The organism is Terrabacter sp. FW104-15G4B (assembly GCF_058790095.1).
Map to the genome: position 1 here is coordinate 137,737 of NZ_JBYTCI010000004.1, position 22,282 is coordinate 160,018.

Annotated in this window: 20 protein-coding genes; 7 read left to right on the forward strand and 13 right to left on the reverse strand. The window is 71.5% G+C overall.

What is annotated here, in order from left to right; genetic code table 11:
* Positions 1-99 precede the first annotated feature (99 nt).
* The 3 genes from AC3WRT_RS05360 to AC3WRT_RS05370 all read right to left on the reverse strand — a co-directional run bounded on the left by AC3WRT_RS05360 (position 100) and on the right by AC3WRT_RS05370 (position 3,022).
* Positions 100-1,629, reverse strand: a complete 1,530-nt coding sequence (locus AC3WRT_RS05360; RefSeq protein WP_492719996.1) for a helix-turn-helix domain-containing protein — start codon at positions 1,627-1,629, stop codon at positions 100-102.
* Positions 1,630-1,691: 62 nt separating this feature from the next.
* A complete protein-coding gene (locus AC3WRT_RS05365) occupies positions 1,692-2,552 on the reverse strand; it encodes an SDR family oxidoreductase (protein ID WP_492719998.1) in 861 nt (286 codons plus the stop codon).
* The gene (locus tag AC3WRT_RS05370) at positions 2,549-3,022 is read right to left on the reverse strand and encodes a nuclear transport factor 2 family protein (protein ID WP_492720000.1); all 474 of its coding nucleotides are present in this window, start codon (positions 3,020-3,022) and stop codon (positions 2,549-2,551) included. Before AC3WRT_RS05370 ends, AC3WRT_RS05365 begins: the two co-directional genes overlap by 4 nt.
* Positions 3,023-3,078: 56 nt before the next feature.
* Here AC3WRT_RS05370 and AC3WRT_RS05375 point away from each other — a divergent pair, with 56 nt between their 5' ends.
* Entirely contained in the window at positions 3,079-3,732 is a 654-nt protein-coding gene (locus AC3WRT_RS05375) for a TetR/AcrR family transcriptional regulator (RefSeq protein WP_492720002.1), read from the forward strand.
* Positions 3,733-3,810: 78 nt separating this feature from the next.
* Here the strand turns inward: AC3WRT_RS05375 and AC3WRT_RS05380 are convergent, their stop codons facing one another.
* The 4 genes from AC3WRT_RS05380 to AC3WRT_RS05395 all read right to left on the reverse strand — a co-directional run bounded on the left by AC3WRT_RS05380 (position 3,811) and on the right by AC3WRT_RS05395 (position 9,254).
* Positions 3,811-5,940, reverse strand: coding sequence for a 3-hydroxyacyl-CoA dehydrogenase NAD-binding domain-containing protein (locus tag AC3WRT_RS05380; protein WP_492720005.1), 2,130 nt, complete (start codon positions 5,938-5,940; stop codon positions 3,811-3,813).
* On the reverse strand, positions 5,937-7,175 hold the full coding sequence (locus AC3WRT_RS05385) for a thiolase family protein (RefSeq protein WP_492720008.1): 1,239 nt from the start codon (positions 7,173-7,175) through the stop codon (positions 5,937-5,939). Before AC3WRT_RS05385 ends, AC3WRT_RS05380 begins: the two co-directional genes overlap by 4 nt.
* 160 nt (positions 7,176-7,335) lie before the next feature.
* Positions 7,336-8,673 (reverse strand): HRDC domain-containing protein, encoded by a 1,338-nt coding sequence (locus AC3WRT_RS05390; RefSeq protein WP_492720010.1) that lies wholly within the window; start codon positions 8,671-8,673, stop codon positions 7,336-7,338.
* Positions 8,670-9,254, reverse strand: coding sequence for a DUF3000 domain-containing protein (locus tag AC3WRT_RS05395; protein ID WP_492720013.1), 585 nt, complete (start codon positions 9,252-9,254; stop codon positions 8,670-8,672). Before AC3WRT_RS05395 ends, AC3WRT_RS05390 begins: the two co-directional genes overlap by 4 nt.
* Positions 9,255-9,349: 95 nt before the next feature.
* On the opposite strand from AC3WRT_RS05395, the gene hemE reads away from it, so the two are divergent.
* A complete protein-coding gene (hemE, locus tag AC3WRT_RS05400) occupies positions 9,350-10,402 on the forward strand; it encodes a uroporphyrinogen decarboxylase (RefSeq protein WP_492720015.1) in 1,053 nt (350 codons plus the stop codon).
* Positions 10,399-12,081 carry a murein biosynthesis integral membrane protein MurJ gene (murJ, locus tag AC3WRT_RS05405; RefSeq protein ID WP_492720018.1) on the forward strand — a complete coding sequence of 561 codons (1,683 nt, stop codon included), beginning with the start codon at positions 10,399-10,401 and terminating at the stop codon, positions 12,079-12,081. The genes hemE and murJ overlap by 4 nt, the downstream gene beginning before the upstream one ends.
* 24 nt (positions 12,082-12,105) lie before the next feature.
* Here the strand turns inward: murJ and AC3WRT_RS05410 are convergent, their stop codons facing one another.
* Together AC3WRT_RS05410 and AC3WRT_RS05415 are read right to left on the reverse strand one after the other, a co-directional pair.
* On the reverse strand, positions 12,106-13,272 hold the full coding sequence (locus tag AC3WRT_RS05410; RefSeq protein WP_492720020.1) for a DUF4349 domain-containing protein: 1,167 nt from the start codon (positions 13,270-13,272) through the stop codon (positions 12,106-12,108).
* Between the two features lie 181 nt (positions 13,273-13,453).
* Positions 13,454-14,206 (reverse strand): DedA family protein, encoded by a 753-nt coding sequence (locus AC3WRT_RS05415; protein WP_492720022.1) that lies wholly within the window; start codon positions 14,204-14,206, stop codon positions 13,454-13,456.
* A gap of 68 nt (positions 14,207-14,274) precedes the next feature.
* On the opposite strand from AC3WRT_RS05415, the gene hemG reads away from it, so the two are divergent.
* Together hemG and hemQ are read left to right on the forward strand one after the other, a co-directional pair.
* Positions 14,275-15,654 carry a protoporphyrinogen oxidase gene (gene hemG, locus AC3WRT_RS05420; RefSeq protein WP_492720025.1) on the forward strand — a complete coding sequence of 460 codons (1,380 nt, stop codon included), beginning with the start codon at positions 14,275-14,277 and terminating at the stop codon, positions 15,652-15,654.
* A 34-nt stretch (positions 15,655-15,688) separates the two neighbouring features.
* The gene (hemQ, locus tag AC3WRT_RS05425) at positions 15,689-16,390 is read left to right on the forward strand and encodes a hydrogen peroxide-dependent heme synthase (RefSeq protein ID WP_492720027.1); all 702 of its coding nucleotides are present in this window, start codon (positions 15,689-15,691) and stop codon (positions 16,388-16,390) included.
* 49 nt (positions 16,391-16,439) lie between these two features.
* Here the strand turns inward: hemQ and AC3WRT_RS05430 are convergent, their stop codons facing one another.
* Positions 16,440-16,838, reverse strand: coding sequence for a DUF1707 SHOCT-like domain-containing protein (locus tag AC3WRT_RS05430; protein ID WP_492720030.1), 399 nt, complete (start codon positions 16,836-16,838; stop codon positions 16,440-16,442).
* A 43-nt stretch (positions 16,839-16,881) separates the two neighbouring features.
* Positions 16,882-17,328: a peptide-methionine (R)-S-oxide reductase MsrB gene (gene msrB / locus AC3WRT_RS05435; protein WP_492720033.1), complete on the reverse strand. Its 447-nt coding sequence runs from the start codon at positions 17,326-17,328 to the stop codon at positions 16,882-16,884.
* 97 nt (positions 17,329-17,425) lie between these two features.
* On the opposite strand from msrB, the gene AC3WRT_RS05440 reads away from it, so the two are divergent.
* Positions 17,426-18,592: an alpha/beta hydrolase family protein gene (locus tag AC3WRT_RS05440; RefSeq protein WP_492720038.1), complete on the forward strand. Its 1,167-nt coding sequence runs from the start codon at positions 17,426-17,428 to the stop codon at positions 18,590-18,592.
* Positions 18,593-18,638: 46 nt separating this feature from the next.
* Here AC3WRT_RS05440 and AC3WRT_RS05445 read toward each other — a convergent pair whose 3' ends face one another.
* Complete coding sequence (locus AC3WRT_RS05445) at positions 18,639-19,469, reverse strand: dihydrofolate reductase family protein (RefSeq protein WP_492720042.1); 831 nt, start codon at positions 19,467-19,469, stop codon at positions 18,639-18,641.
* 18 nt (positions 19,470-19,487) lie between these two features.
* On the opposite strand from AC3WRT_RS05445, the gene AC3WRT_RS05450 reads away from it, so the two are divergent.
* The gene (locus AC3WRT_RS05450) at positions 19,488-20,474 is read left to right on the forward strand and encodes a polyphosphate kinase 2 family protein (RefSeq protein ID WP_492720045.1); all 987 of its coding nucleotides are present in this window, start codon (positions 19,488-19,490) and stop codon (positions 20,472-20,474) included.
* Positions 20,475-20,545: 71 nt separating this feature from the next.
* On the opposite strand, the gene AC3WRT_RS05455 is transcribed toward AC3WRT_RS05450, so the two are convergent.
* Positions 20,546-22,186 (reverse strand): acyl-CoA dehydrogenase family protein, encoded by a 1,641-nt coding sequence (locus AC3WRT_RS05455; RefSeq protein ID WP_492720050.1) that lies wholly within the window; start codon positions 22,184-22,186, stop codon positions 20,546-20,548.
* Between the last annotated feature and the right edge of the window lie 96 nt (positions 22,187-22,282).

Here is a 22,282-nt window from a genome sequence, read left to right on the forward strand (position 1 = left end):
CCATTCGGCGCACGCGACACGCCGGCGTCGGCCGTGTGTCCCGACCCGCTGGGCCGCGCAGGTCAGAGCCCGTTCCACTCCGGTTGAAAAGGGCGGGACTCAGATGTCGCGGAAGACCTCGATCGTCGCGCCCAGGGCGTTGAGGCGCTCGGCGAGGTCCTCGTAGCCACGGTTGATGACGTAGACGTTGCGCAGCACCGACGTGCCGGGCGCTGCCAGCATGGCGAGCAGCACGACGACGCCGGGACGCAGCGCCGGCGGGCAGACGACCTCGGCGGCACGCCACCGCGTGGGGCCCTCGACGATGACGCGGTGCGGGTCGAGCAGCTGCACCTTGGCGCCGACCTTCGTCAGCTCGGTGAGGTAGATGGCGCGGTTCTCGTAGACCCAGTCGTGGATCATCGTGCTGCCCTCGGCCGCCGCCCCGATGAGCGCGAAGAACGGCAGGTTGTCGATGTTGAGGCCGGGGAAGGGCATCGGGTGGATCTTGTCGGTCGGGGCGTGGAGAGGCCCCGCGATCGTGGTGAGGTCGACGAGGCGGGTCTTGCCGTTGGCCGAGGTGTACTCCGGCGTCAGGTCGTACTTCATCCCCATGCCGTCGAGGGTGGCCAGCTCGATCTCGATGAACTCGATCGGCACCCGCCGGATGGTGATCGAGCTGTCGGTGACGACGGCGGCCGAGATGAGGCTCATTGCCTCGATGGGATCCTCGCTGGGGGAGTACTCCACGTCGACGTCGATGTCAGCGACGCCGTGGACCGTCAGGGTCGTCGTGCCGATGCCCTCGATACGGACGCCGAGCTTCTCGAGGAAGAAGCAGAGGTCCTGCACCATGTAGTTGGGGCTGGCGTTGCGGATGACCGTGACGCCGGCGTGACGGGCGGCCGCCATGAGGACGTTCTCGGTGACGGTGTCCCCACGCTCGGTCAGCACGATCGCACGCTGGGGCCCGACCGAGCGGTCCGAGCGAGCCTCGTAGAAGCCGTGGGTCGCGGTGACCTCCAGGCCGAAGGCGCGCAGCGCGGCCAGGTGCGGCTCGACGGTGCGGGTGCCGAGGTCGCAGCCGCCGGCATACGGCAGCTGGAAGGCCTCGTGCTCGTGCAGCAGCGGGCCGAGGAACATGATGACCGTGCGCGTGCGGCGGGCGGCCGCGACGTCGATGTCGTCCAGGTTGAGCACGGCCGGCGGGATGATCTCGAGGTCGTTGCTGTCGGGCAGCCAGCGCGTCCTGACCCCGATCGAGGCGAGCACCTCCAGGATGCGGTTGACCTCCTCGATGCGGGCGAGGCTGCGCAGCGTGGTGCGACCGCGGTTGAGCAAGGAGGCGCACAGCAGCGCGACAGCGGCGTTCTTGGAGGTCTTGACGTCGATCGAGCCGGTGAGCTTCTGGCCGCCGACGATGCGCAGGTGCTGGGGGCCCGAGTGGCCGAGCGAGACGAACTCCGAGTCGAGCGCGTCACCGATCTTGGCGAGCATGTCGAGGCTGAGGTTCTGCTTGCCCTGCTCGATGCGCGTCACCGCGCCCTGCGAGGTCCCGAGCAGCTCCGCGAGGTCTGACTGCGTCATTCCCTTGTGTCGACGAGCGTCGCGGATGAGTCCGCCGATCCGGGTCAGGTAGGTCTGAGGCACGACCACGAGGCTAACTCATATATGAGTTACGGCAAATCCGGTGCCGGCGGGTGCGGCGCCCGTCATGACCTCGCCAGGTCGGAGAGAGGCGTGAGGGGGAGCCATGGGTACTCGGCGTGCGCAGGTCCGGGGTCGGTGCCCATCGGGATGCGCTCCATGACGAGCGCCTGCCGCGCCACCCGGGCGAGGCTCGGGCGGAACGGTCGCAGGACCTGCCCGACGGCCCACACCACGGGCGTCGGAATGTGTGCCGGTCGCTTGCCGGGCGGAGTCACGAGGGCAGCCAGATCGGTCTCGCTGAGGTCCTCGCCCGCAACCTCGATGATGCGTCCCCGGAGGGAGAGGTCCGTGGCGGCACGCGCTACGGCCACGGCGACGTCGGAGGCCACGACGAAGTTGACGGCATTGCGGCCGGGTCCCATGACCTTGGGTACGCCGGTACTGCCCGCCGTGCTCCGGAACACGTCCAGCCACATGTCCGCGAACGCAGTCGCCCGCACGATCGTCCACCGGGGGCGCGAGGTCGAGACTTCCTCGCGCACAGCCGCCTCGGCGGCGGCCTTCATGCGGAAGAGCTCGATGGGATGGTCCGCCCGGGCGCCGACGATGGACACGAGCACGATGTCAGCGCCGATGTCTCGCGTGGCCGCGACGAGGTTGCGGTTGCCGTCGCGGTCGACAGCTGCGGGCGACTCGCCGGCACCCGGATCCATGCCGTGCATGGCGGAAATCACCACGTCGGAGCCGGCCACTGCAGAGGCGAGTGCGGCAGGGTCTCGGACGTCGGCCACCACGAACTCGGCGCCAGGCACAGGGATGCGAGGTGCGGATCGCCCGACCACCCGTACCGCCCGACCGTCGGAGACGAGCCGAGCACTGACGAGACGGCCCAGCCTCCCGGTGCCACCCACGACGGTGATCATGGCTTCCCCGGCACGTGCTCGGTGGCCTCGTCGGCTTGAGACCTTCGGGCGGGGATGGCGCCGGCCATGCCCGCGAAGACGGCGTCGATGCCGGGCCCGCCCGGTTCGACCGGAGCCGCATACATGTGTGCACTGGTGATGCGACCGCCATGGACGGCCGCGATGAAGACGGTCCGGGTCTCGAGGTGCAGCCCATCCCGTCGTGTTCCCGCCTGGGCGGCCTCGAGCCAGAATCCTCGGTCCGTCAGGGCGTGGTCCTCCACGTCGAGGTGGATGTCGGGCACGGCGGTGAACATGGTGGTCCAGTTCTTGCGCACCTGCGCCGCGCCGGTGAAGGACCTTGCCGGGTGAACCGGATCGGTGAGCTCGTAGTCGCCGGCGAAGCAGTCGACGAGGCCGTCGATGTCGTGGGCGTTGGTCGCGGCGACCAGTCGGTCGAAGACCTGCGCGGGAGTACGAGGGGTCTCCATGGTGCTCTCCCTTGATTCGATACAGTGATCTGCATCTGATTGAAAGGGTGCTCCTGATGCCGCCATCCGTCAAGGGTCCGGCCGCGAGCCGGCCGCGACGCCGTTATGACGCGTCGGGCCGTCGGGCGCGTGCGGTCGAGCGCCGCACTGCGGTCGTCCACATGGCTCGCAGCCGCTTCCTCACCCAGGGCTTCACCGCCACCACGGTGGCCGAGGTGGCGGCCGATGCCGACGTCTCTGTGGAGAGCGTCTACAAGTGGTTCGGGTCGAAAGCGGGACTTCTCAAGGCGGTCTGGGACCGGTCCCTCGCTGGCAGCGGAACCACCCACGCCGAGGGACGAAGCGACGCCGCAAGTTCTCAGGCGCCGGATGGGGCTGCCATCATCCGCAACTGGGCGCGCCTGGCCGTCGAGGTGGGCGCCGTGGGCGACCCCGTGCACCGCCTCATCGAGAGGGCGGCGCTCGTCGATCCCGGGGCCGCCGAGCTGTACGCCACGATCGAGCGGGAGCGAGCGTCACGCATGGAGCACAACGCTGCCTATCTGGTCGACCGTGGCTACTTGCGTGACGACGTGACCGCGGAGCAGGCACGCGACGTGCTGCTGCTGTACTCGACGTTCTACGAGCGGCTCGTGACCGGCGCGGGGTGGACGCCGGAGCAGTTTCGCGCCTTCGTCGAGCGCGGGCTCTCCGCGCACCTGCTGCCCTGACCGACGCCTGCCCTGGCCCACCCCCCACGCGTATCGCCGCGTCCGGGAAGGGCCGGCGGAAGGCCCCGCCCGGTGGGCTCAGTGGGACGCGTCGGCGACGCCCGGCGGCAGGAAGCGGGCGCCCGTCACGGCCTCGGCGACCCCGGTGCGGTCCAGCAGCGGCGTGATGCCGCCGTTCCAGAACTGGAAGCCGGCGCCAGTGATCATCGCGAGGTCGATGTCCATCGGCGCCTGGGCGACACCCTCGTCGAGCATCCGTCGCGCCTCGTCGGCGAGCACGGTGAGCACCCGCTGTCGCACCTGCGCCACGTCGAGCACGACCGGCTCGGCCGGCTTCTCGATGAGCTCGGCGACCTCCGGGTCGAGCACCGGCCGGCCGGAGCTGAAGTCGTAGAAGCCGCGCTTGCCGGCCGCGACGATCCGCTGCAGCGTCGGCGACGCGTAGAAGCGGTCCGGGAACGCCCTGACCAGCGTCTCGCCGTTGTGCAGCGCGATGGCCGGGCCCACGAGCCCGATGAGGACGAAGGGCGGCATCGGGGCGAGACCGCCGAAGGCGCGGTCGACGACGTCGATCGGCGTGCCCTCGTCGAGGATCCTCGCCGCCTCGCCCATGAAGCGGCCGAGGAGGCGGTTGACGATGAACGACGGCCGGTCGGCCGCCCGGACACACGTCTTCCTCAGCGCCTTGCCGACGGCGAAAGCCGTTGCGAGAGTGGGGTCGTCGGTGCGCTCGCCAGGGATTATCTCGAGCAGCGGCATGACTGCGACCGGGTTGAAGAAGTGGAAGCCGACCACCCGCTCCGGGTGCTGGAGCATCGAGGCCATCTCGGCGACCGACAGGCTCGAGGTGTTGGTCGCGAGCACGCAGGCGGGCGAGACGACGGCCTCGACCTCGGCGAAGACCTGCTGCTTGACCGACATCTCCTCGAAGACGGCCTCGATGACGAAGTCGGCGTCGGCGAAGCCCTCCTTGCCCGTCGACCCGGTGACGAGGGCCTTGTAGCGGTTCAGCTTGTCGGGGCTGAGCCGCCCCTTGCCAGCTAGCTTGTCGAGCTCGGCGTGGACGTAGCCGACGCCCTTGGCGACACGCTCGTCGTCGATGTCGGTGAGCACGACGGGCACCTGGAGGCGCTGGACGAAGAGCAGCGTCAGCTGGCTGGCCATGAGCCCGGCGCCGACGATGCCGACCTTGGTGACCTTCCGGGCCAGCGCCTCGTCAGGGGCGCCGGCGGGACGCTTGGCCCGCTTCTGCACGAGGTCGAACGCGTAGAGCCCGGCCCGCAGCTCGTGGCTCATGAGCAGGTCCGCGAGCACCTCGTCCTCGGCGGCGAAGCCCTCGTCACGGGTCGCGGTGCGAGCCGCCGCGAGCAGGTCGAGCGCCGCATACGGGCTCTTGGCCTGTCGGCCGGTCTTGACGTCGGCGACACCCCTTGCCTTGGCGATCGCGGCGTTCCACGCCGTCTCGTCGCGGTCCACCTGGGGACGCTCGACGCTGAGCTCGCCGGAGAGGATGCGGGCGGCCCATGCGATCGACTCCTCGAGGAAGTCGGCTGGCTCGAAGAGGGCATCCGCCACGCCGAGCTCGTGGGCGTCGACTCCCTTGAGCATCCGGTTCTGGCTCAGGGGGTTCTCGATCACGACGGTGACCGCCTTCTCGATGCCGACGAGGTTGGGCAGCATCCAGCAGCCGCCCCAGCCGGGGACGAGGCCGAGGAAGACCTCGGGCAGCGCCACGGCCGGCACGCCGGCGCTCATGGTGCGGTAGGTGGCCGACAGCGCCAGCTCGACGCCCCCACCCATGGCGGCGCCGTTGACGAACGCGAACGTCGGGACCGGCAGGTCCGCGAAGCCGGCGTATGCCGTGTGGCCGGCCCGGGTGATCTCGAGCGCCTGCGCGCGTGAGCCGATGAAAGGCACTCCCGTGAGGTCGGCGCCCACGGCGAAGACGAACGGCTTCCCGGTGACGGCCACGGCGGCGATCTCACCGGCCTCGGCGCGATGGCGCAGATCGGCGATCGTGGCCGAGAGGCCGGCGATCGACTGGGGGCCGAAGGTGTTGGGCTTGGTGTGGTCGAAGCCGTTGTCGAGCGTGATGAGCGCGAGGGTGCCGACCCCGCCGGGCAGCGAGACGTCGCGCACCGGGGTGTGCGTCACGACTTCGGAGGCGAAGTCGCTTGCAGCCGTGGGCTTTTCAGTCGTGGCAGTCACGCGACGGACTCCTTCTCGTTCGTGGTCATCGAGGACACGTAGGCCTCGTGGTGGGGGTTCTCCCAGATGACGGCGCCCCCCATGCCGATGCCGATGCACATGGCGGTGAGGCCGTAGCGGACCTCGGGGTGCTCCTCGAACTGGCGTGAGAGCTGGGTCATGAGGCGCACGCCGGAGCTGGCCAGCGGGTGGCCGATGGCGATGGCGCCGCCGTACTGGTTGACGCGCGGGTCGTCGTCGGCGATGCCGAAGTGGTCGAGGAAGGCGAGCACCTGCACGGCGAACGCCTCGTTGAGCTCGAAGAGGCCGATCTCCTCGATCGAGAGGCCCGCCTTGGCGAGGGCCTTCTCCGTGGCGGGCACCGGGCCGACGCCCATGACCTCGGGCTCGACGCCGACGAAGGAGAACGACACGAGGCGCATCCGCACCGGCAGGTCGAGCTCGGTGGCGGCCTGCTCCGAGGCGAGCAGGCAGGCGGTCGCGCCGTCGTTGAGGCCGGCGGCGTTGCCCGCGGTGACGTTGCCGTGGGCACGGAACGGCGCTTTGAGCAGGCCGAGGTCGTCAACGGTCGTGCCGGGGCGCGGTGGCTCGTCGGCAGTCGCGAGCCCCCAGCCCTGCTCGACGTGCCGCGTGGCCACGGTGACGAGGTCGCGCTGGATCTTGCCGTCGGCATACGCCTGCGCGAGCTTGTCCTGGCTGCCGACGGCGAAGGCGTCGGAGCGCTGCTTGGTCAGCTGCGGGAAACGGTCGTGCAGGTTCTCGGCGGTCTTGCCCATGACAAGCGCGTCCGGGTCGACGATCTTCTCGGCGATGATCCGCGGGTTGGGGTCGACCCCCTCACCCATCGGGTGGCGGCCCATGTGCTCGACGCCGCCGGCGATGGCGATGTCGTAGGCGCCGAAGGCGATCGAGCTGGCGGTGTTGGTCACGGCGGTCATGGCACCGGCGCACATCCGGTCGACGGAGTAGCCGGGGGTCGTGTTCGGCAGGCCCGACAGCAGTGCGGCGGTGCGGCCGAGGGTCAGCCCCTGGTCGCCGATCTGGGTCGTCGCAGCGATGGCGACCTCCTCGACCCGGTCCTTGGGCAGGCCCGGGTTGCGGTGCAGCAGCTCGCGGATGCACCGGATGACGAGGTCGTCGGCGCGGGTCTGGGCGTACATGCCCTTCTCGCCCGCCTTGCCGAACGGCGTCCGGACGCCGTCGACGAAGACGACCTCATTGAGTGCGCGGGGCACAGTGCCTCCTGATGTGGTTCTCCAACGGTCAGGTCGAGACTACTGCTGGGTAACTTCAGCACCAACAGGCCTCTGGGTGACCATGCTCACGACCGTCCGGCTGGGTCACCAACCGAGCACGCAACCCGAGGAAGTGCTCTCGATCGAAACAGCAGCGCGGTCAGGTGGGCGGGTTCTCGCTGCACGCCAGCGAGACGAGCGGTGCAGCGATCGTCGTCTGCCAGCGGCGAGCGCCCATGCTCGAGAGCGCCTCGGCCACCTCGGTCGTCGCCGGGGCCGCCGGCCCCTCCCACAGGAAGCGGCGCAGCAGGTCGGGCGTCAGGAGGTTCTCGACCGGGACGGCGAGCTCTTCGGAGACGGCGCCCAAGAGCTCGCGCGCCCGCGTCAGCCGCGCGGCAGCGACGGGGTCGCGGTCAGCCCAGGCCTTCGGCGGCGGCGGCCCGGTGGGTGGTAGCGAGAGCACGGGCAGGTCGGCCTCGGGCAGCTCGAGCGCTCGGGCGACCACCTCGATGATCGCCTCCTGGTGGCGCTTGACGGACCGGGCGAGGCGAGGCTCGCTCGAGGTCACCGTGCGCGGAGGCTTGGTCGCGCGCTGGTTGGCGATGGCGATCTCGCTGATCGCTGCGTCGGGCAGCACCCGGCCGGGGGAGGTGTCCCGTTGCTGGGCGACCGCGTCACGCCACAGCCACAGCTCGCGCACGATCGCGAGTCCGCGGCGCCCACGCACCTTGTGCATGCCGGACGTGCGGCGCCACGGGTCGACCCGCGGTTCGGGGCCGGTGAAGTCGAGCAGGTGCGCGAACTCCTCGGCGGCCCAGGTGGCCTTGCCCTGGGCGGCGAGCTCCTGCGCCACCGCGTCACGCAGCTCCACGAGCACCTCGACGTCGAGGGCGGCGTAGCGCAGCCACGGCTCGGGCAGCGGCCGCACCGACCAGTCGACGGCCGAGTGCTCCTTGGCCAGCTGCAGCCCGAGGTAGTGCTCCACCATCGCGCCGAGCCCGACCCGCGGCAGCCCCGCGAGGCGGCCGCCGAGCTCGGTGTCGAAGAGGGACCGCGGTCGCAGACCCACCTCTGCGAGGCACGGCAGGTCCTGGGTGGCGGCGTGCAGCACCCACTCGGCGTCGCCGATGGCCTCGCCGACGGGGGACAGGTCCGGACAGGCGATCGGGTCGATGAGCCAGGTGCCCGACCCCTCCCGGCGGATCTGCACGAGGTAGGCGCGCTGCCCGTAGCGGTAGCCCGAGGCGCGCTCGGCGTCGATGGCCACCGGCCCGGAGCCGGCGCCGATGGCCTCCGCCGCCCGCATCAGGGTGCGCTCGTCGACGACGACGTCCGGGACGCCGTCGCTCGGGTGGGTCAGCGGGACCAGATCGGCTGCGGTGTCGACGGACGGGTCGGCAGCAACGCCTTCTGCGTGCTGGTCGGTCGCCTGATCGGTGGCCCGTTCGGTCGCCCCTTCGTCGGGCTTGTCGTTGGGCTCGCGCGGCTCTGCCGTCACCGTCGCTGCCCCGGCAGGGGGACGACACCCTCGGGCAGGGGAGGGATGCCGGCGATGGTGCACAGCAGGTCGGCCCACGCGCGCAGGTGCTCGACCACGTCGCCCTTCACCGGCGTCCACGAGGCGCGGATCTCCATCTCGACGCTGGCCTCCCGGTCGGCGAGGCCGGCGAAGCTCTCGCTGACCACGCGGGTGACCGTGCCGGCCTCGGCGGTCCAGGACAGGTTGCGGCCCGTGAGAGAGTCGCTGAGCCACGACCATCCGACCGCCCCGAGCATGGGGTCGCCGGCGAGCTCGGGCTCCAGCTCCGCGCGCGCGAACGTGACGACGCGCCACTGCCCGTCCCACGTCTCCGGGGCCGCGGGGTCGTGCAACAGCACGAACCGGCCGGTGGCCAGGTCCTCCTCGGGATCCACCACGTCGATGACGTCGGCGGTGAGGGCAGCGGCGTACGGTGCGATGCGCGACGGGGCCGGCACCTCGGTCAGGCGCACCTCCGAGCGCAGACGGACGTCCCGCAGCGCGCTGAGCGTCTGCGCGAAGACAGCGCCGTGGCTGCCCGGCAACGTTCTCGTGTGCACCCGACGAGGGTATGCCGCGTTCGGCCGATCTGTCCTCAGGGCGCGCCGGATGTGCGTGGCGCGGGCACACCCGGGCGCCATGGCAGGATTGACCGGTGCCGACCACAGCCCCACCAGACACCCGCCAGAGCGACCTCGTCCGCGCTGCGCGCCGGGAGTCGGTCACCCGCACACCGGTGTGGTTCATGCGTCAAGCCGGTCGTTCCCTGCCGGAGTACCGCGCCGTCCGCGAGGGAATCCCGATGCTCGAGTCGTGCATGCGGGCCGAGCTCGTCACCGAGATCACCCTGCAGCCGGTACGGCGCCACGGCGTCGATGCGGCCATCTTCTTCAGCGACATCGTCGTGCCGCTCAAGGCCATCGGCGTCGACCTCGAGATCGTGCCCGGCGTCGGTCCCGTCGTCGCGCACCCGATCCGCATCGCGTCCGACCTCGACCAGCTCGTCCCGTTGACCGCGGACCACGTCCCCTTCGTCACCGAGGCCGTACGCCAGCTCGTCCGCGAGCTCGGCGGCATCCCGCTGATCGGCTTCGCCGGGGCGCCGTTCACCCTCGCGTCCTACCTCGTCGAGGGAGGGCCCTCGAAGAACCACGAGAAGACCAAGGCGCTGATGCACGGCGACCCCGAGCTGTGGGACGCCCTGTGTGCGCGTCTCGCCCAGATCTCCGGGGAGTTTCTCAGAGTGCAGGCGCAGGCGGGTGCCAGCGCCGTCCAGCTCTTCGACTCGTGGGCCGGCGCATTGTCCAAGGCCGACTACAAGGCACGGGCGATGCCGCACTCCGCCGTCGCGCTCGCAGCCGTCGAGGACCTCGACGTCCCCCGCATCCACTTCGGGGTGGGCACCGGTGAGCTGCTCGCCCTGATGGGGCAGGCCGGTGCCGAGGTCGTCGGCGTCGACTACCGCGTGTCGCTCACGGACGCGGTGGAGCGGCTCGGCCCGAGGTATGCCGTGCAGGGCAACCTCGACCCGGCGCTGCTCTTCGCGCCGTGGCCGGCCCTCGAGCGGCGGGTGCGCGAGATCGTCGAGGAGGGACGGCACGCGCCGGGCCACATCTTCAACCTCGGGCACGGCGTCCTGCCCAACGTCGACCCCGACGTGCTGACCCGCGTGACCGCGCTCGTCCACGAGTGCTCGAGCCGCCGATGACGACCGTGATGGCGCCCTCGGTCGCCCGCTCCAGCCTCACGATGCTCGGTGGATCCGTCGCGTCGCGAGTTCTCGGGGTGGTGCGCAACGCGCTGATCACCGCGATCATCGGCGCCGAGCTGGCCGGCGACGCGTTCTCCCTCGCGAACACGTTGCCCAACGTGCTCTACGTCCTCGCGGCGGGCGGCATCCTCAACGCGGTGCTCATCCCGTCCCTGGCCCGCGCGATGAAGCTCGAGGACGGCGGGCAGGAGTTCACCGACCGCGTCATCACGGTCGCCCTGGCGGCCATGGCGCTCATCACGGTGGTCGTCATGGCCGGGGCCGGCGTCTTCGTCTGGCTCCTCGCGAGCAACTCCTCGCCGCAGTTCAAGGACCTGGCGCTGGCGTTCTCGCTCATCTGCCTGCCGCAGATCTTCTTCTACGGCCTCTTCGCCCTGCTCGGTCAGATCCTCAACGCCCGCGGCCGGTTCGGCGCCTTCGCGTGGGCGCCCTTCATCGCCAACGTCGTGGCGGTGGCCGGCCTCGTGCTCTTCCTCGTCGTCTTCCCGCAACCGGGTGGGCCCGGCCGCCACGCCGGGCCCCGCGACCCGAACCAGTGGACCGGGCCGATGATCTGGCTCTTCGCCGGGTCGGCCACGCTGTCGGTCGTCGTGCAGGCGCTGTCTCTCGTGCCCGCCCTGCGCCGCACCGGATTCCGCTATCGGCCGCGGTGGGGCCTGCGCGGTGTCGGGCTGGGCGGCGTCAGCCGACTCGCCCTCTGGGCCTTCGGCGGTCTGGCGGTCTCACAGATCGGCTTCTTCATCAGCCAGGGCGTCCTCAACAACGCCACGGCGCAGGCCAGCGTGCTCGGGCTCAAGAGTGCGGCACGTGGGCCCATGGCCTACAGCATCGCGTTCACGCTCTTCATGCTGCCGCACGCGTTCATCACCGTCTCGATCATCACGGCGCTGTTCCCCCGTTTCTCGGCGGCGGCGGCCGCCGGAGACAAGCCGGCCCTGCGCCGCGACTTCCGCACGGGTCTGACCATGCCGCTGGTGGCCAACGTGCCGGTCATGGTGCTCGTCATCGTGCTCGCGAACCCCATCGTGGCCCTCCTCTACCCCGGCCTCGAACGTCGCTCCCTCGAGGTCTCGGCCAGCGTCCTGGTCATCATGATCCTGGGGCTCGTCCCGTTCGGCCTCGACCTGCTCTGCTACCGGATGTTCTTCGCGCTGGAGGACGGCAAGCCCACCGTCGTCATGCAGGTGCTGCTGACGGGCACCAGTGCTGTCGCCGGTGTGGTGGCGATCTTCAGCAACCCGGTGTGGGCGATCGGGATCATGGCCATGGGCCAGACCGTCGGAAACGTCGTCAGCTCCGGAGCCGGCCTCTTCCTGCTGCGCCGACGCACCGGGACCCTGGGACTCACGAACGTGCTCGTCACCGCGTCACGGGTGGGCATCGCCGCAGCCGTCGCGGGCCTCGTCGGCTGGGGCGTCACCCTCGTGCTCCACCCGATCACCGGCGCTGCGATCGACGAGTCGTCGTCCACCATCAGGCGCATGTTCGCCAGTGCCCTCGAGATCGGCCTCGTCGGGCTCGTCTTCGGGGTCATCTACCTCGGCATCGCCCACGCCCTGCACGTCCGGGAGGTCCGTCAGGTCGCCGACATGGTCCGCTCGCGGCTCCGCCGCTGACCGAGCGAACCCTCGGTTGCTCGGCTAGTCGCCGGACGGGGATGTGCCCGACGTGCTCGTCGGCGGCCCGGGCGCAGCAGCGGCGGGTTTGGCGGCGGCGGGTGACGGCAGGTCCGCTCCGGCCACGCCCCGGCGCCGCCACAGGCGCAGGCCCAGCAGGGTGACCGGCACCAGCACGACGAGCCACGGCAGCAGCACTGCCAGACCGGTGACGATGACCGTCACGGAGGCGAGCAGGCCGTCCCACGCCCCGCGCAGGCCATCCGGGACCGAGGTGTCGCTCTGGGCCGGCTCGGTGGCGTCGGTCCACATGCTGACGGTGACGTCACTCATGGTCGTCATGGCGTCGAGCTGCGCGAGCCGCTGCGTCAGTGAGTCGAGGTCGGCCTGGCGGCTGCTGAGCTCGGTCTCGAGGGTGATGACCTGCTGCAGGTCGGTGGTCTTGGCCAGCAGCGCGCGGATGCGGTCGATGCCGGCCCGCATGGGCTCGATGCGCGCCCTGGTGTCGACGTAGGCGTCGGTGACGTCCTGCGACTGCGACGACCGGTAGCTGACGGTCCCGATCTTCGACAGCTCGGTCAGCACGTCGTCGAGTGCCTTGGCGGGCACAGTGAGGACCATCCGGGCCTCGTTGACCCCCACGGTGCCCAGTGACGGATCGGACTCGACACGGGGACCCACGGATGATGAACCAGTCGAGCCGCCCGTCGATCCACCCGTCGAGCGACCCGTCGAGCCGCGGCTCAGGCCACCCGTTGGATCGATCGAGGTGACGACGTTCTCGGACGTCACCTGGCCACCGACGCCCGTCGCGACGACCCGGGCGCGAGCTGCTGCACCGCTGAGGTCGGTGACCTTGATGCCGACCCAGGCCAAGCGTGCGATCTTCGTCCCGAGCAGGACGTCCTGGCTCGCTGCCGCCCCGGCCGTCCCGGATGGCGTGCCGGGCGCAGCCGAAGGCGCCTTGGAGGCGGTGTCGGCCCGCGCCCCGGGGCCGGCTTCCGGCCCACTGAAGGCCGCGCCGGACGAGCCGGTGGCGCCGGCGCTGGAGGAGCTGCTGCCCTGCAGCGTCCGCAGGCCCAGGGCGACCGCGAGGCCGATCACGACGAGGGCGATTGCGAGGACGGCGAGGGGCCGACGTGTCGCGGGCCGGTGCGAGGTGAGGCGGGGCAGGTGCGAGGCAGCGCTCATGATGGGCCTTTCGTGCGGTCGCCTGCCGCGCCGGGCCCGGATGGTGCCAGCCCCGCTGCTGCCGTGTCCGTGGCGACGTCCTTGCCACCTGAGACACCCGAGGGACTCCGATCGTTGCGCGGTGCTCACCGCACGGCCGCATCACCCGACCTCGGCCGGCACCTCACCGTGGGGCGGCCGCTCAGCCCTGCCCGGGCGTACGGGCCCGGCGGCCGTCGTCACGACGCTGGCCGGACGGCCGGTCTGGTATCTCGTCCGAGCCGCTCGGATGCGTCCCGCCGGCCTTCTGGACGCCGTCACGGCGCACCCGGCGGATGACGAGCCACGCCACGAGCGCGGCGACGAGGACCACGACGACCCAGTCGAGGACGGAGGAGTATCGGTCGACCAGCTCGTAGCGGGAGCCGAGGACCCAGCCGAGACCGATGAGGAGCCCGTTCCAGATCGCGCTGCCGGCGATGGTGCAGACCGAGAACCGTCCGATCGGCATGTGAACCGCGCCGGCGGGCAGCGACACGACGCTGCGCACGCCGGGCACGAGCCGCCCGAAGAAGACCGACCGACGGCCGTGCTCGGTGAACCAGGCAGTCGCTCGCTCGAAGTCCCGGCGGTCGACGAGGGGGAGTCGCGACATGACGCCGACGGCACGGTCCTGTCCGAGGCGGCTTGCCAAGAGGTAGAGCGTGAGCGCCCCGAGATAGGAGCCGACCGTGCTGGTCACGAGCAGGAGACCGAGGCTGAGCCGGCCCTGGCGGGCGATGAAGCCCGAGAGCGGGAGCACCACCTCGCTCGGGATCGGTGGAAGCACCGTCTCGAGGAACGTCAGCGCGCCGACACCCCATTCTCCGAGACCCTGGATGACCCGGTAGGCGACCCCCACGAGGCCGGAGAGCTCCGCCGTGGGCTGGGCGACGAGCAGGGCGGAAGGACTCATGGGTCTCATGTTCCCCGATCGGCCGGCCCGCTCAGGCGCCACCCTCGATGGGATGGAAGAGTGGCGGCATGGGCAGGACGGTCGCGGTCATCGGCGGGGGGATCAGCGGACTGGCGGCGGCCTGGGAGCTCAGCCGATCCCATGGCGACGTGTCCGTGACGGTCCTCGAGGGTTCGGCTCGCGTCGGCGGCAAGCTGCGGCTCGAGGAGGTGGGCGGCGCGTCCATCGACGTCGGCGCGGAGTCGGTGCTGGCTCGCCGGCCCGAGGCGCTGACGCTCTTCGAGGAGCTCGGTCTGACCGGCCGCATCACCCACCCGGGCCCTGCCCCCGCTGCCATCGTCTCCGGCGGGACCCGCTGGCCGATGCCCCGCGGCACCCTCATGGGGGTTCCGGCCGACCCCGAGTCCGTGCGGGGACTGCTCTCCGACGCCGAGGTGGAGCGGGTCGCCCACGAGACCGTCGGGCTGGCCGTTGAGGCGGACGTGTCGGTGGGTGACCTCGTCGACGCCCGGCTGGGCGCCGCCGTCACCGACAAGCTGGTCGAGCCCCTGCTGGCGGGCGTCTACGCCGGGCATTCCCGCGAGATCTCCGCCGAGCAGGCCGTGCCCGTGCTGGCGGCAGCAGCCCGTGACGGCCGGCCCCTGCTCGAGGTGGCGCGTGCAGCCGCGGCAGCCGCGACGAGCGGCCCCAGGGCGGGGTCTCCGGTCTTCGCCTCGCTGACAGGGGGTTTGGGCACGCTTCCGGAGATCCTGTGTCGCGAGCTGCGTGGGCGCGGGGTGGAGGTGCGCACCGGAGCCGTCGTGCGTGCGCTTCGCCGTGACGGCGACGCTTGGGTGGTCTCGACCGGCCCTACGACGGACGTCCTCGAGGAGCGCTTCGACGCGGTCGTCGTCGCCACGCCGGCGGCCCCGGCCGCGAGGCTGCTGCGCGAGGTAGCACCCGCGGGGGCGGCGGCGCTCGCGTCGGTCGACTACGCCTCCATGGCCATCGTCACGCTGGCCCTCGACGGCCCCGCGCCGGCGCTCCTCGACGGCAGCGGCTTCCTCGTGCCCCCGACGGAGCCGCTGACGATCAAGGCGTCCACCTTCAGCTCGGTCAAGTGGCCTTGGCTGGCGGCGGCCCACCCGGACCGCACCTTCCTGCGGGCCTCCGTGGGGCGTCACCGCGAGGAGGCGTCCCTCCAGCGCCCGGACGACGAGCTCGTCGCCGTCGCCCTGCGTGACCTGCGCGCAGTCCTGGGACCTGCGCTGCCCGACCCGATGGCCAGCCACGTCCAGCGCTGGGGCGGCGGTCTGCCGCAGTATGCCGTGGGGCACCGCTCGCGGCTCGCGCCGACCCGCGACCTGCCGCCGGGGCTGGCACTGTGCGGGGCGGCATACGACGGGGTCGGCATCCCGGCCTGCATCGGCTCGGGGCGCGCCGCCGCCCGCGCGCTGCTGACCCCGTGACGCGACGGTCTGACGCACTTGGGATGATGGGGGCATGAGCGAGCGCCTGACCCCGGCCCAGATGCGAGAGATAAACGACTCGATCCGCTACTGCATGTGGTCTGTCTTCAGCACCGTCACCCCGATCGGCGAGGACCGTGAGAAGGTCACGGCCGAGCTCGAGGCCTTCCTGGAGCAGATTGCGGGGGAGGGCGTCGTCGTCCGCGGCATCTATGACGTGGCGGGGCTTCGCGGCGACGCCGACTTCATGGTGTGGTGGCACGCCCCCACGATCGAGCAGCTGCAGTCGGCCTACCACCGGCTGCTTCGCACCGAGCTCGGGCAGCACCTCGAGCCCGTCTGGAGCAACGCCGCACTGCACCGCCCGGCCGAGTTCAACAAGAGCCACGTGCCGGCCTTCATGGCCGACGAGGTCGCGCGCAAGTACGTGTGCGTCTACCCCTTCGTCCGGTCCTACGAGTGGTACCTCCTCGAGGACTCGGAGCGCCGGGACCTGCTCCGCGAGCACGGTCAGATGGCTCGCGACTTCCCGGACGTGCGCGCCAACACCATCGCGTCCTTCGCGCTCGGCGACTACGAGTGGCTGCTCGCGTTCGAGGCGGACGACCTCTACCGCATCGTCGACCTCATGCGCGAGCTGCGGGCCTCGCGGGCCCGCCGGCACGTCCGCGAGGAGATCCCCTTCTTCACCGGTCCCCGGGTCGAGCCGGCCGAGCTCGTCGCCAACCTGCGCTGAGACGGGCCGGCTGGCCCGCCTCGTGGGACTCCGTCCGACTCCATGCGTCTCAGTCGTCGATTGACCGGGCGACGATGGCGATGATCGGGACGAGGAGGAACGCCAGCCACTCCTTGGTGACGAAGAACGCGCCGAGAGCGATGAACGGAGCCAGGCTCAGGAGGGTGCGGGCCACCTTGGCGCGCGGGGTGCTGGCGACCGAGGGGGGCTGACTGAGGCCTCCCTGCGGCGGCCCTGCGCTGCGGGTCGGCGTCTCGAACGTCGGCCGCGGCTCGGGCAGGTCGGCGAAGAGCGCTGTCAGGTCCCGCCGCACGACGGCATCGGTCGCACGGCCCCGGCGGTCCTCGTACTCGAACGCATCGAGCCGACCGGCGGAGTGGTGCTCGGCCAGCGCCGCCAGCGCCTCGTCACGCTCGACCCTGCTCACGCGGATGTTCGCGTCGTCCATGCCTCAAACCTAGGTGACGAGGCGCCGGTCCGGACCCGGTGCGTCAGCCCCGGGCGTCCGTCGACTCGTCGGGCTGCAGGCGCAGCGAGATCGAGTTGATGCAGTAGCGCTGGTCGGTCGGCGTGTCGTAGCCCTCGCCCTCGAAGACGTGCCCGAGGTGCGACCCGCACGCGGCGCAGCGGACCTCGACGCGCTTCATCCCGAAGGCGCGGTCCTCGATGTACTCCACCGATTCGCCCGCGAGCGGCGAGTAGAACGACGGCCATCCGCAGTGCGACTCGAACTTCGTGTCGCTGCGGAAGAGCTCGGCTCCGCAGGCGCGACAGGAGTAGACGCCCTGCGTCTTCGTGTCCGTGTACTCGCCCCGGAAGGCCGGTTCGGTGCCGGCCTGGCGCAGCACCTTGTACTCGGCGGGCGTCAGGGCTGCACGCCACTCCTGGTCGGTGCGCTGTACGGCATACGGCTTGTGGGAGGTGCTGTGGTGGCTCATGCCTTGCCCAACGCCACGTCGGCCGCGTTTGTGCCCGTGACCGTTTCCACGGCAAGCCCTGCAGCGCCGGGAGCGGTCTTTTGCCACGATGGGGCCCGTGCACGTTCGCCGACTCGTCTCGCGCCCGGTGCTCGTGGCGGCCGCCGCGGGAACCGGCTCCCTGCTGGGCGCGGCCGGCGGCTCGGTCGCGGCAGCGGCCTACTTCGCGCGCAGGGTGATCACGCCGGACGAGCTCCAGCCCGACGACGTCGAGATCCTGCGTCACGACGGCGACAGCGTCACCTTCGGCGCGACCCCCGACACGAGGGCGGCGGGGCGCTACGGTGTCTGGCTCGACGGGGGAGCCGGTCATGCCCGCGTCGGTGGCGTCCTCGACTCGGACGGCACGACGGTGACGCGCCGGCTCCTCGCGGTCGACCGTGGGCTGCTCGAGGCCGGCTCCGCGCGGTGGAACCAGTACTACTACTGGGACCGCCCGTCCGTGAGCTTGGGGCTGCCCGACCGTGACGTCAGCATCCACTCCGACGTGGGGCCCCTCCCCGGGTGGCTGGTGCGTCCCGAGGGCGGTGCGACGAGTGACTGGGCGGTGCTCGTGCACGGCCGGGGAGCCCGCAAGGAGGAGACCCTCCGGGCCGTGCCGGTGCTGCGCGACGCCGGGTGGACCAGTCTCGTGACGGCGTACCGCAACGACCGGGACGCCCCGCGGGGGCCGGACGGGCGCTACAACCTGGGCCTGTCCGAGTGGCGCGACGTCGAGGCGGCCATGGGGTATGCCGTTTCGCACGGCGCTCGTCGGATCCTGCTCCTGGGCTGGTCGATGGGGGGCGCCATCGTGCTCCAGGCGCTCGACCGGTCCTCCCTGTCCGACGCCGTCGTGGGGGTCGTGCTGGACTCTCCCGTCATCGACTGGGGGGTGGTGCTGCGCCACCACGGGCGCCTGCGCCGCGTGCCCGCGCCCCTGGTCCAGGTGGCCACGGATCTCATGAGCTCACGACGGAGCCGTCGGCTTGTCGGTGTCCACGAGCCGATCGACGTCGCGCGCACCGACTGGGTCTCGCGTGCCGACGAGCTGCGCCACCCGATGCTCGTCATCGCGTCCGACGCGGACGGCTTCGTGCCGATCGGGCCCGCAGTGGCCCTGGCCGGTCGGCGACCGGACCTGGTCCGGTTCGAGCGCTGGGCCGCGGCTGGCCACTGCCGCGAGTGGAACCAGGACTCGCAGCGCTGGGAGCGCGCACTGCGCGAGTTCGTCGAGGGCCGATGACGATTGGCCGTGGCTGGTCCGGGACGTCGTCGGCGCGGAGAGGTCGTCAGCGCCGTACGAGCCAGCGGCCCATGAGCGTGCCGTCCTGCTCGACGAGCACCTCGAGGTCCAGGTCGGCGGGCGTGCCGTCGGAGGCCACGGGGCGCGGGTGATCGCCCCCGACCACCTGCGGGGCGATGGTGAAGCACAGCTCGTCTACCCGTCCGGCGGCGAGGAAGGTGCCCAGCAGGCTCGGTCCGCCCTCGGTCAGCACCCGGCCCCACCCACGGTCGTGGAGCGCATCGAGCAGGACGGCGACGTCGACCTCGTCGTCGCCGCAGACGATGACGTGTTCGTCTCCGAGGTCGCGCCGCGCCGACTCGAGTGCGGGCGCCGAGGCAGGGACGGCCATCAGGGCGCGCCCGTCGCGGCACCCGCTCAGGGTCGGTGGCACCTGCCCGCGGTGGCTCACGGCCACGAGCGGCAGCTCGTCACCGAGGCCTAGGCCGCGGCGCAGTGGGACCAGCGAGTCTGCAACGGACAGAGGGGGGTAGCCCTCGGTGCGGATGGTCCCGGCGCCGACGACGATGACGTCGCTCAGGGCACGCAGGACCTCGAACACGACGTGGTCGGCCTGGTTGTTGATCGACCCGGAGCGCCCGTCTGCGCCGGTCGCGGCCCCGTCCAACGAGGAGATCATGTTGCAGCGCACCCATCGGTCTCGCGGTGCCGCGTAGGCGGCGAAAAGGCCCGCGTCGTCGAGGTCGTCAAGGGCAGGATGACCGGAGGGGCCGGGCACGAGCAGGCGCATGCCGCCAGTATCCGTGACCAGCAGCCGGTTTCGGGTCACGGCCGCGTCGCGGATCGGCGAGTGCTCCCGGGCCCGTTGAGCCGGCACGTCGGGCAGGATGACGCCATGGGCAAGGGCGCGAAGGGCAAGAACAAGAAGTCAGGCAAGAAGTCGGGCAAGAAGTCGGTGGCCGCCTCCGCTGCGCTCTCGGCCGAGGTCGTGGAGAAGCAGGCGGCGCAGGACGAGCTGCTCGCCGAGCACGAGGCGGCGGCCATCGAGGAGATTCAGGACGTCGCCAACGCGCTGCGCGTGGGCAAGGGCTTCCTGCTGGCCGATGTCGACACGTCCGGCACTCCTGGCTTCACCGGGGACAAGATCGCCGGCAAGGCTGCGCTCAGGGCCTGTGAGACGGAGCTGGCCGACCTGCTCGAGCGGCTCTTCGCCGAGTCGGTGGCGGGATCCCGGCGCTCCGTGCTGCTTGTCGTGCAGGGCATGGACACCTCGGGCAAGGGCGGGATCATGCGCCACGTCATCTCGGTGAACCCGCAGGGCGTCAAGGCGACCGGCTTCAAGGCGCCGACGGAGGAGGAGCTCGCCCACGACTTCCTCTGGCGCATCGAGAAGGCGCTGCCCGGCCCGGGCCAGCTCGGCGTCTTCGACCGGTCGCACTACGAGGACGTGCTCGTCGTCCGCGTCCACGAGCTCGTGCCGGAGTCGGTGTGGTCCAAGCGGTACGCCCAGATCAACGCCTTCGAGCGCAAGGCGGTCGCGGCGGGCACGACGGTCATCAAGGTGATGACGCACATCTCCAAGGACGAGCAGAAGTCGCGCCTCCAGGAGCGTCTCGACCGGCCGGACAAGTACTACAAGTACAACCCGGGCGACGTCGACGAGCGCGGCCGTTGGGACGCGTACATGGAGGCGTACCAGACCGTGCTCGACAAGACCTCGACCGTCGGCGCTCCGTGGCATGTCGTCCCGTCCGACCGCAAGTGGTACGCGCGGCTGGCCGTCCAGCAGCTGCTGCTCGAGGCGCTGCGCGGGATGAATCTCCAGTGGCCGCAGGCCGACTTCGACGTCGAGGCGGAGAAGAAGCGCCTCTCGGCGAGCTGACGCACGTGCCGACCTCCGCCGCGTGGGCGGCGTACGCCGTGCGGGCAGACGCGCGGGCCGGGGGCGGCTCGTCAGCCGGCGCGGTCGATGACGGCCGAGGCGACGCCGGCGAGGTCGACGTCGAGCGAGCCGAACGTGTGACCGTGTCGCCCCGCGATCCGGCTGGCGACGAACGCGTCGGCGACCGGTCCGGGGGAGAACTGCACCAGCAGGCTCGCCTGCAGGGCGAGGGCGAGCCGCTCGACCACGGCCCGCGCCCCGAAGGCCGTTTCGGCCGAGGTGGCGTCGAGCGAACGCGCTTGTGCCAGAGCTGAGTCCACGAAGATGTCAAGCTCTCGGCTGCGTCCGCGTGCCTGATGCAGCTCCTTCGTCAGGCCCTCGAGGCAGCCCGGTTCCTTGGTGATGGCCCGGACGACGTCGAGTGCGTTGACGTTGCCCGAGCCCTCCCAGAGCGAGTTGAGCGGCGCCTCTCGGTAGAGGCGCGCGAGACCGTTCTCCTCGACGTAGCCGTTGCCGCCGAGGCACTCGAGGGCCTCGGCCACCATCGGGGCGGTGCGCTTGCAGACCCAGAACTTCCCGAGCGCCACCCCGAGCCGGGCCAGCTCGGCCTCACCGTCGTCGACGGCGTGCGCCAGTCGCAGGGCCAGGAGAGTGGCCGCCTCGGCCTCGAGGACCAGGTCGGTCAGGACGTTGCGCATGAGTGGCTGGTCGACGAGCAGCGCCCCGAACGCCGAGCGGTGACGCGCGTGGTGCACGGCCCGAGCGACGGCGTCGCGCATCGTCGCCGTCGACCCGAGAATGCAGTCGAGACGCGTCGCGCCCACCATGTCGATGATGGTGCGCACGCCCTTTCCCTCGTCTCCGAGCCGGCTGCCCCACGTCCCGTCGAGCTCGACCTCGCTGGAGGCGTTGGAGCGGTTGCCCAGCTTGTCCTTGAGCCGTTGCAGCGCAAAGGAGTTGCGGGTGCCGTCGTCCAGGGCGCGGGGCACTACGAAGCACGTCAGCCCGCCCGGGGCCTGGGCCAGCACGAGGAAGACGTCACTCATCGGCGCCGAACAGAACCACTTGTGCCCGGTCAGGCGGTAGGTCTCGCCGGGCAGCGGCCCGCCTGGGCTCGACACCGCCCGAGTCGTGTTGCTGCGCACGTCCGAGCCGCCCTGCTTCTCCGTCATGCCCATGCCCGCGATGGCGCCGGTCTTGTGGGTCACGGGCCTGATGCCGAAGTCGTAGTCACGACTCGCGAGGGCGGGAAGCCAGCGGGCGCCCAAGGCGGGGTCGTGGCGCAGGGCCGAGCCCGCGGCATACGTCATCGAGACCGGGCAGCCGTGGCCGGCCTCGACGCGTGACCAGAGGACGAAGCCGGCGGCGCGGCGCACGTGCGCGCCGGTGCCCGCTGCTGACGTCCACGGCTCGGCCGTGAGGCCGGCGCCCACCGCCTGGCGCATCAGCCAGTGCCAGGAGGGGTGGAACTCCACCTCGTCGACGCGGTGACCGCGGGCGTCGTGGGTGTGCAGCACCGGCCGGTGCGTGTCGGCGAGTCGGGCGTGCGCCTGCGCCTCCGGCGTGCCGGCGAGGGCCCCGAGCGGGGCGAGGTCTGCGACCGCGGCGGGCCCTGACCACCGCTCCACCGACTCGCACAGGGCGGCGTCGTCCATCAGGAAGTTCTGGCCGACGAAGGGCGGGACCTGGTTGGTGACCTCGTGGGTGCTCACGCCGCCGAGACTAGGCCGAGAAGGCGGGTGGCGAGGCGTCGCGGGCATGTCGGGCAGGTCACCCGGCGCGCGGGACCCGACCACGGTTAGCCTCGG

Bases quoted from the DNA above. Each gene is read 5' to 3' on its own strand.
- AC3WRT_RS05365 (WP_492719998.1), bottom strand. From the start codon at position 2,552: ATGATCACCGTCGTGGGTGGCACCGGGAGGCTGGGCCGTCTCGTCAGT.
- AC3WRT_RS05370 (WP_492720000.1), bottom strand. From the start codon at position 3,022: ATGGAGACCCCTCGTACTCCCGCGCAGGTCTTCGACCGACTGGTCGCC.
- AC3WRT_RS05375 (WP_492720002.1), top strand. From the start codon at position 3,079: ATGCCGCCATCCGTCAAGGGTCCGGCCGCGAGCCGGCCGCGACGCCGT.
- murJ (WP_492720018.1), top strand. From the start codon at position 10,399: ATGACGACCGTGATGGCGCCCTCGGTCGCCCGCTCCAGCCTCACGATG.
- AC3WRT_RS05410 (WP_492720020.1), bottom strand. From the start codon at position 13,272: ATGAGCGCTGCCTCGCACCTGCCCCGCCTCACCTCGCACCGGCCCGCG.
- AC3WRT_RS05415 (WP_492720022.1), bottom strand. From the start codon at position 14,206: ATGAGTCCTTCCGCCCTGCTCGTCGCCCAGCCCACGGCGGAGCTCTCC.
- hemG (WP_492720025.1), top strand. From the start codon at position 14,275: ATGGGCAGGACGGTCGCGGTCATCGGCGGGGGGATCAGCGGACTGGCG.
- hemQ (WP_492720027.1), top strand. From the start codon at position 15,689: ATGAGCGAGCGCCTGACCCCGGCCCAGATGCGAGAGATAAACGACTCG.
- AC3WRT_RS05430 (WP_492720030.1), bottom strand. From the start codon at position 16,838: ATGGACGACGCGAACATCCGCGTGAGCAGGGTCGAGCGTGACGAGGCG.
- msrB (WP_492720033.1), bottom strand. From the start codon at position 17,328: ATGAGCCACCACAGCACCTCCCACAAGCCGTATGCCGTACAGCGCACC.
- AC3WRT_RS05450 (WP_492720045.1), top strand. From the start codon at position 19,488: ATGGGCAAGGGCGCGAAGGGCAAGAACAAGAAGTCAGGCAAGAAGTCG.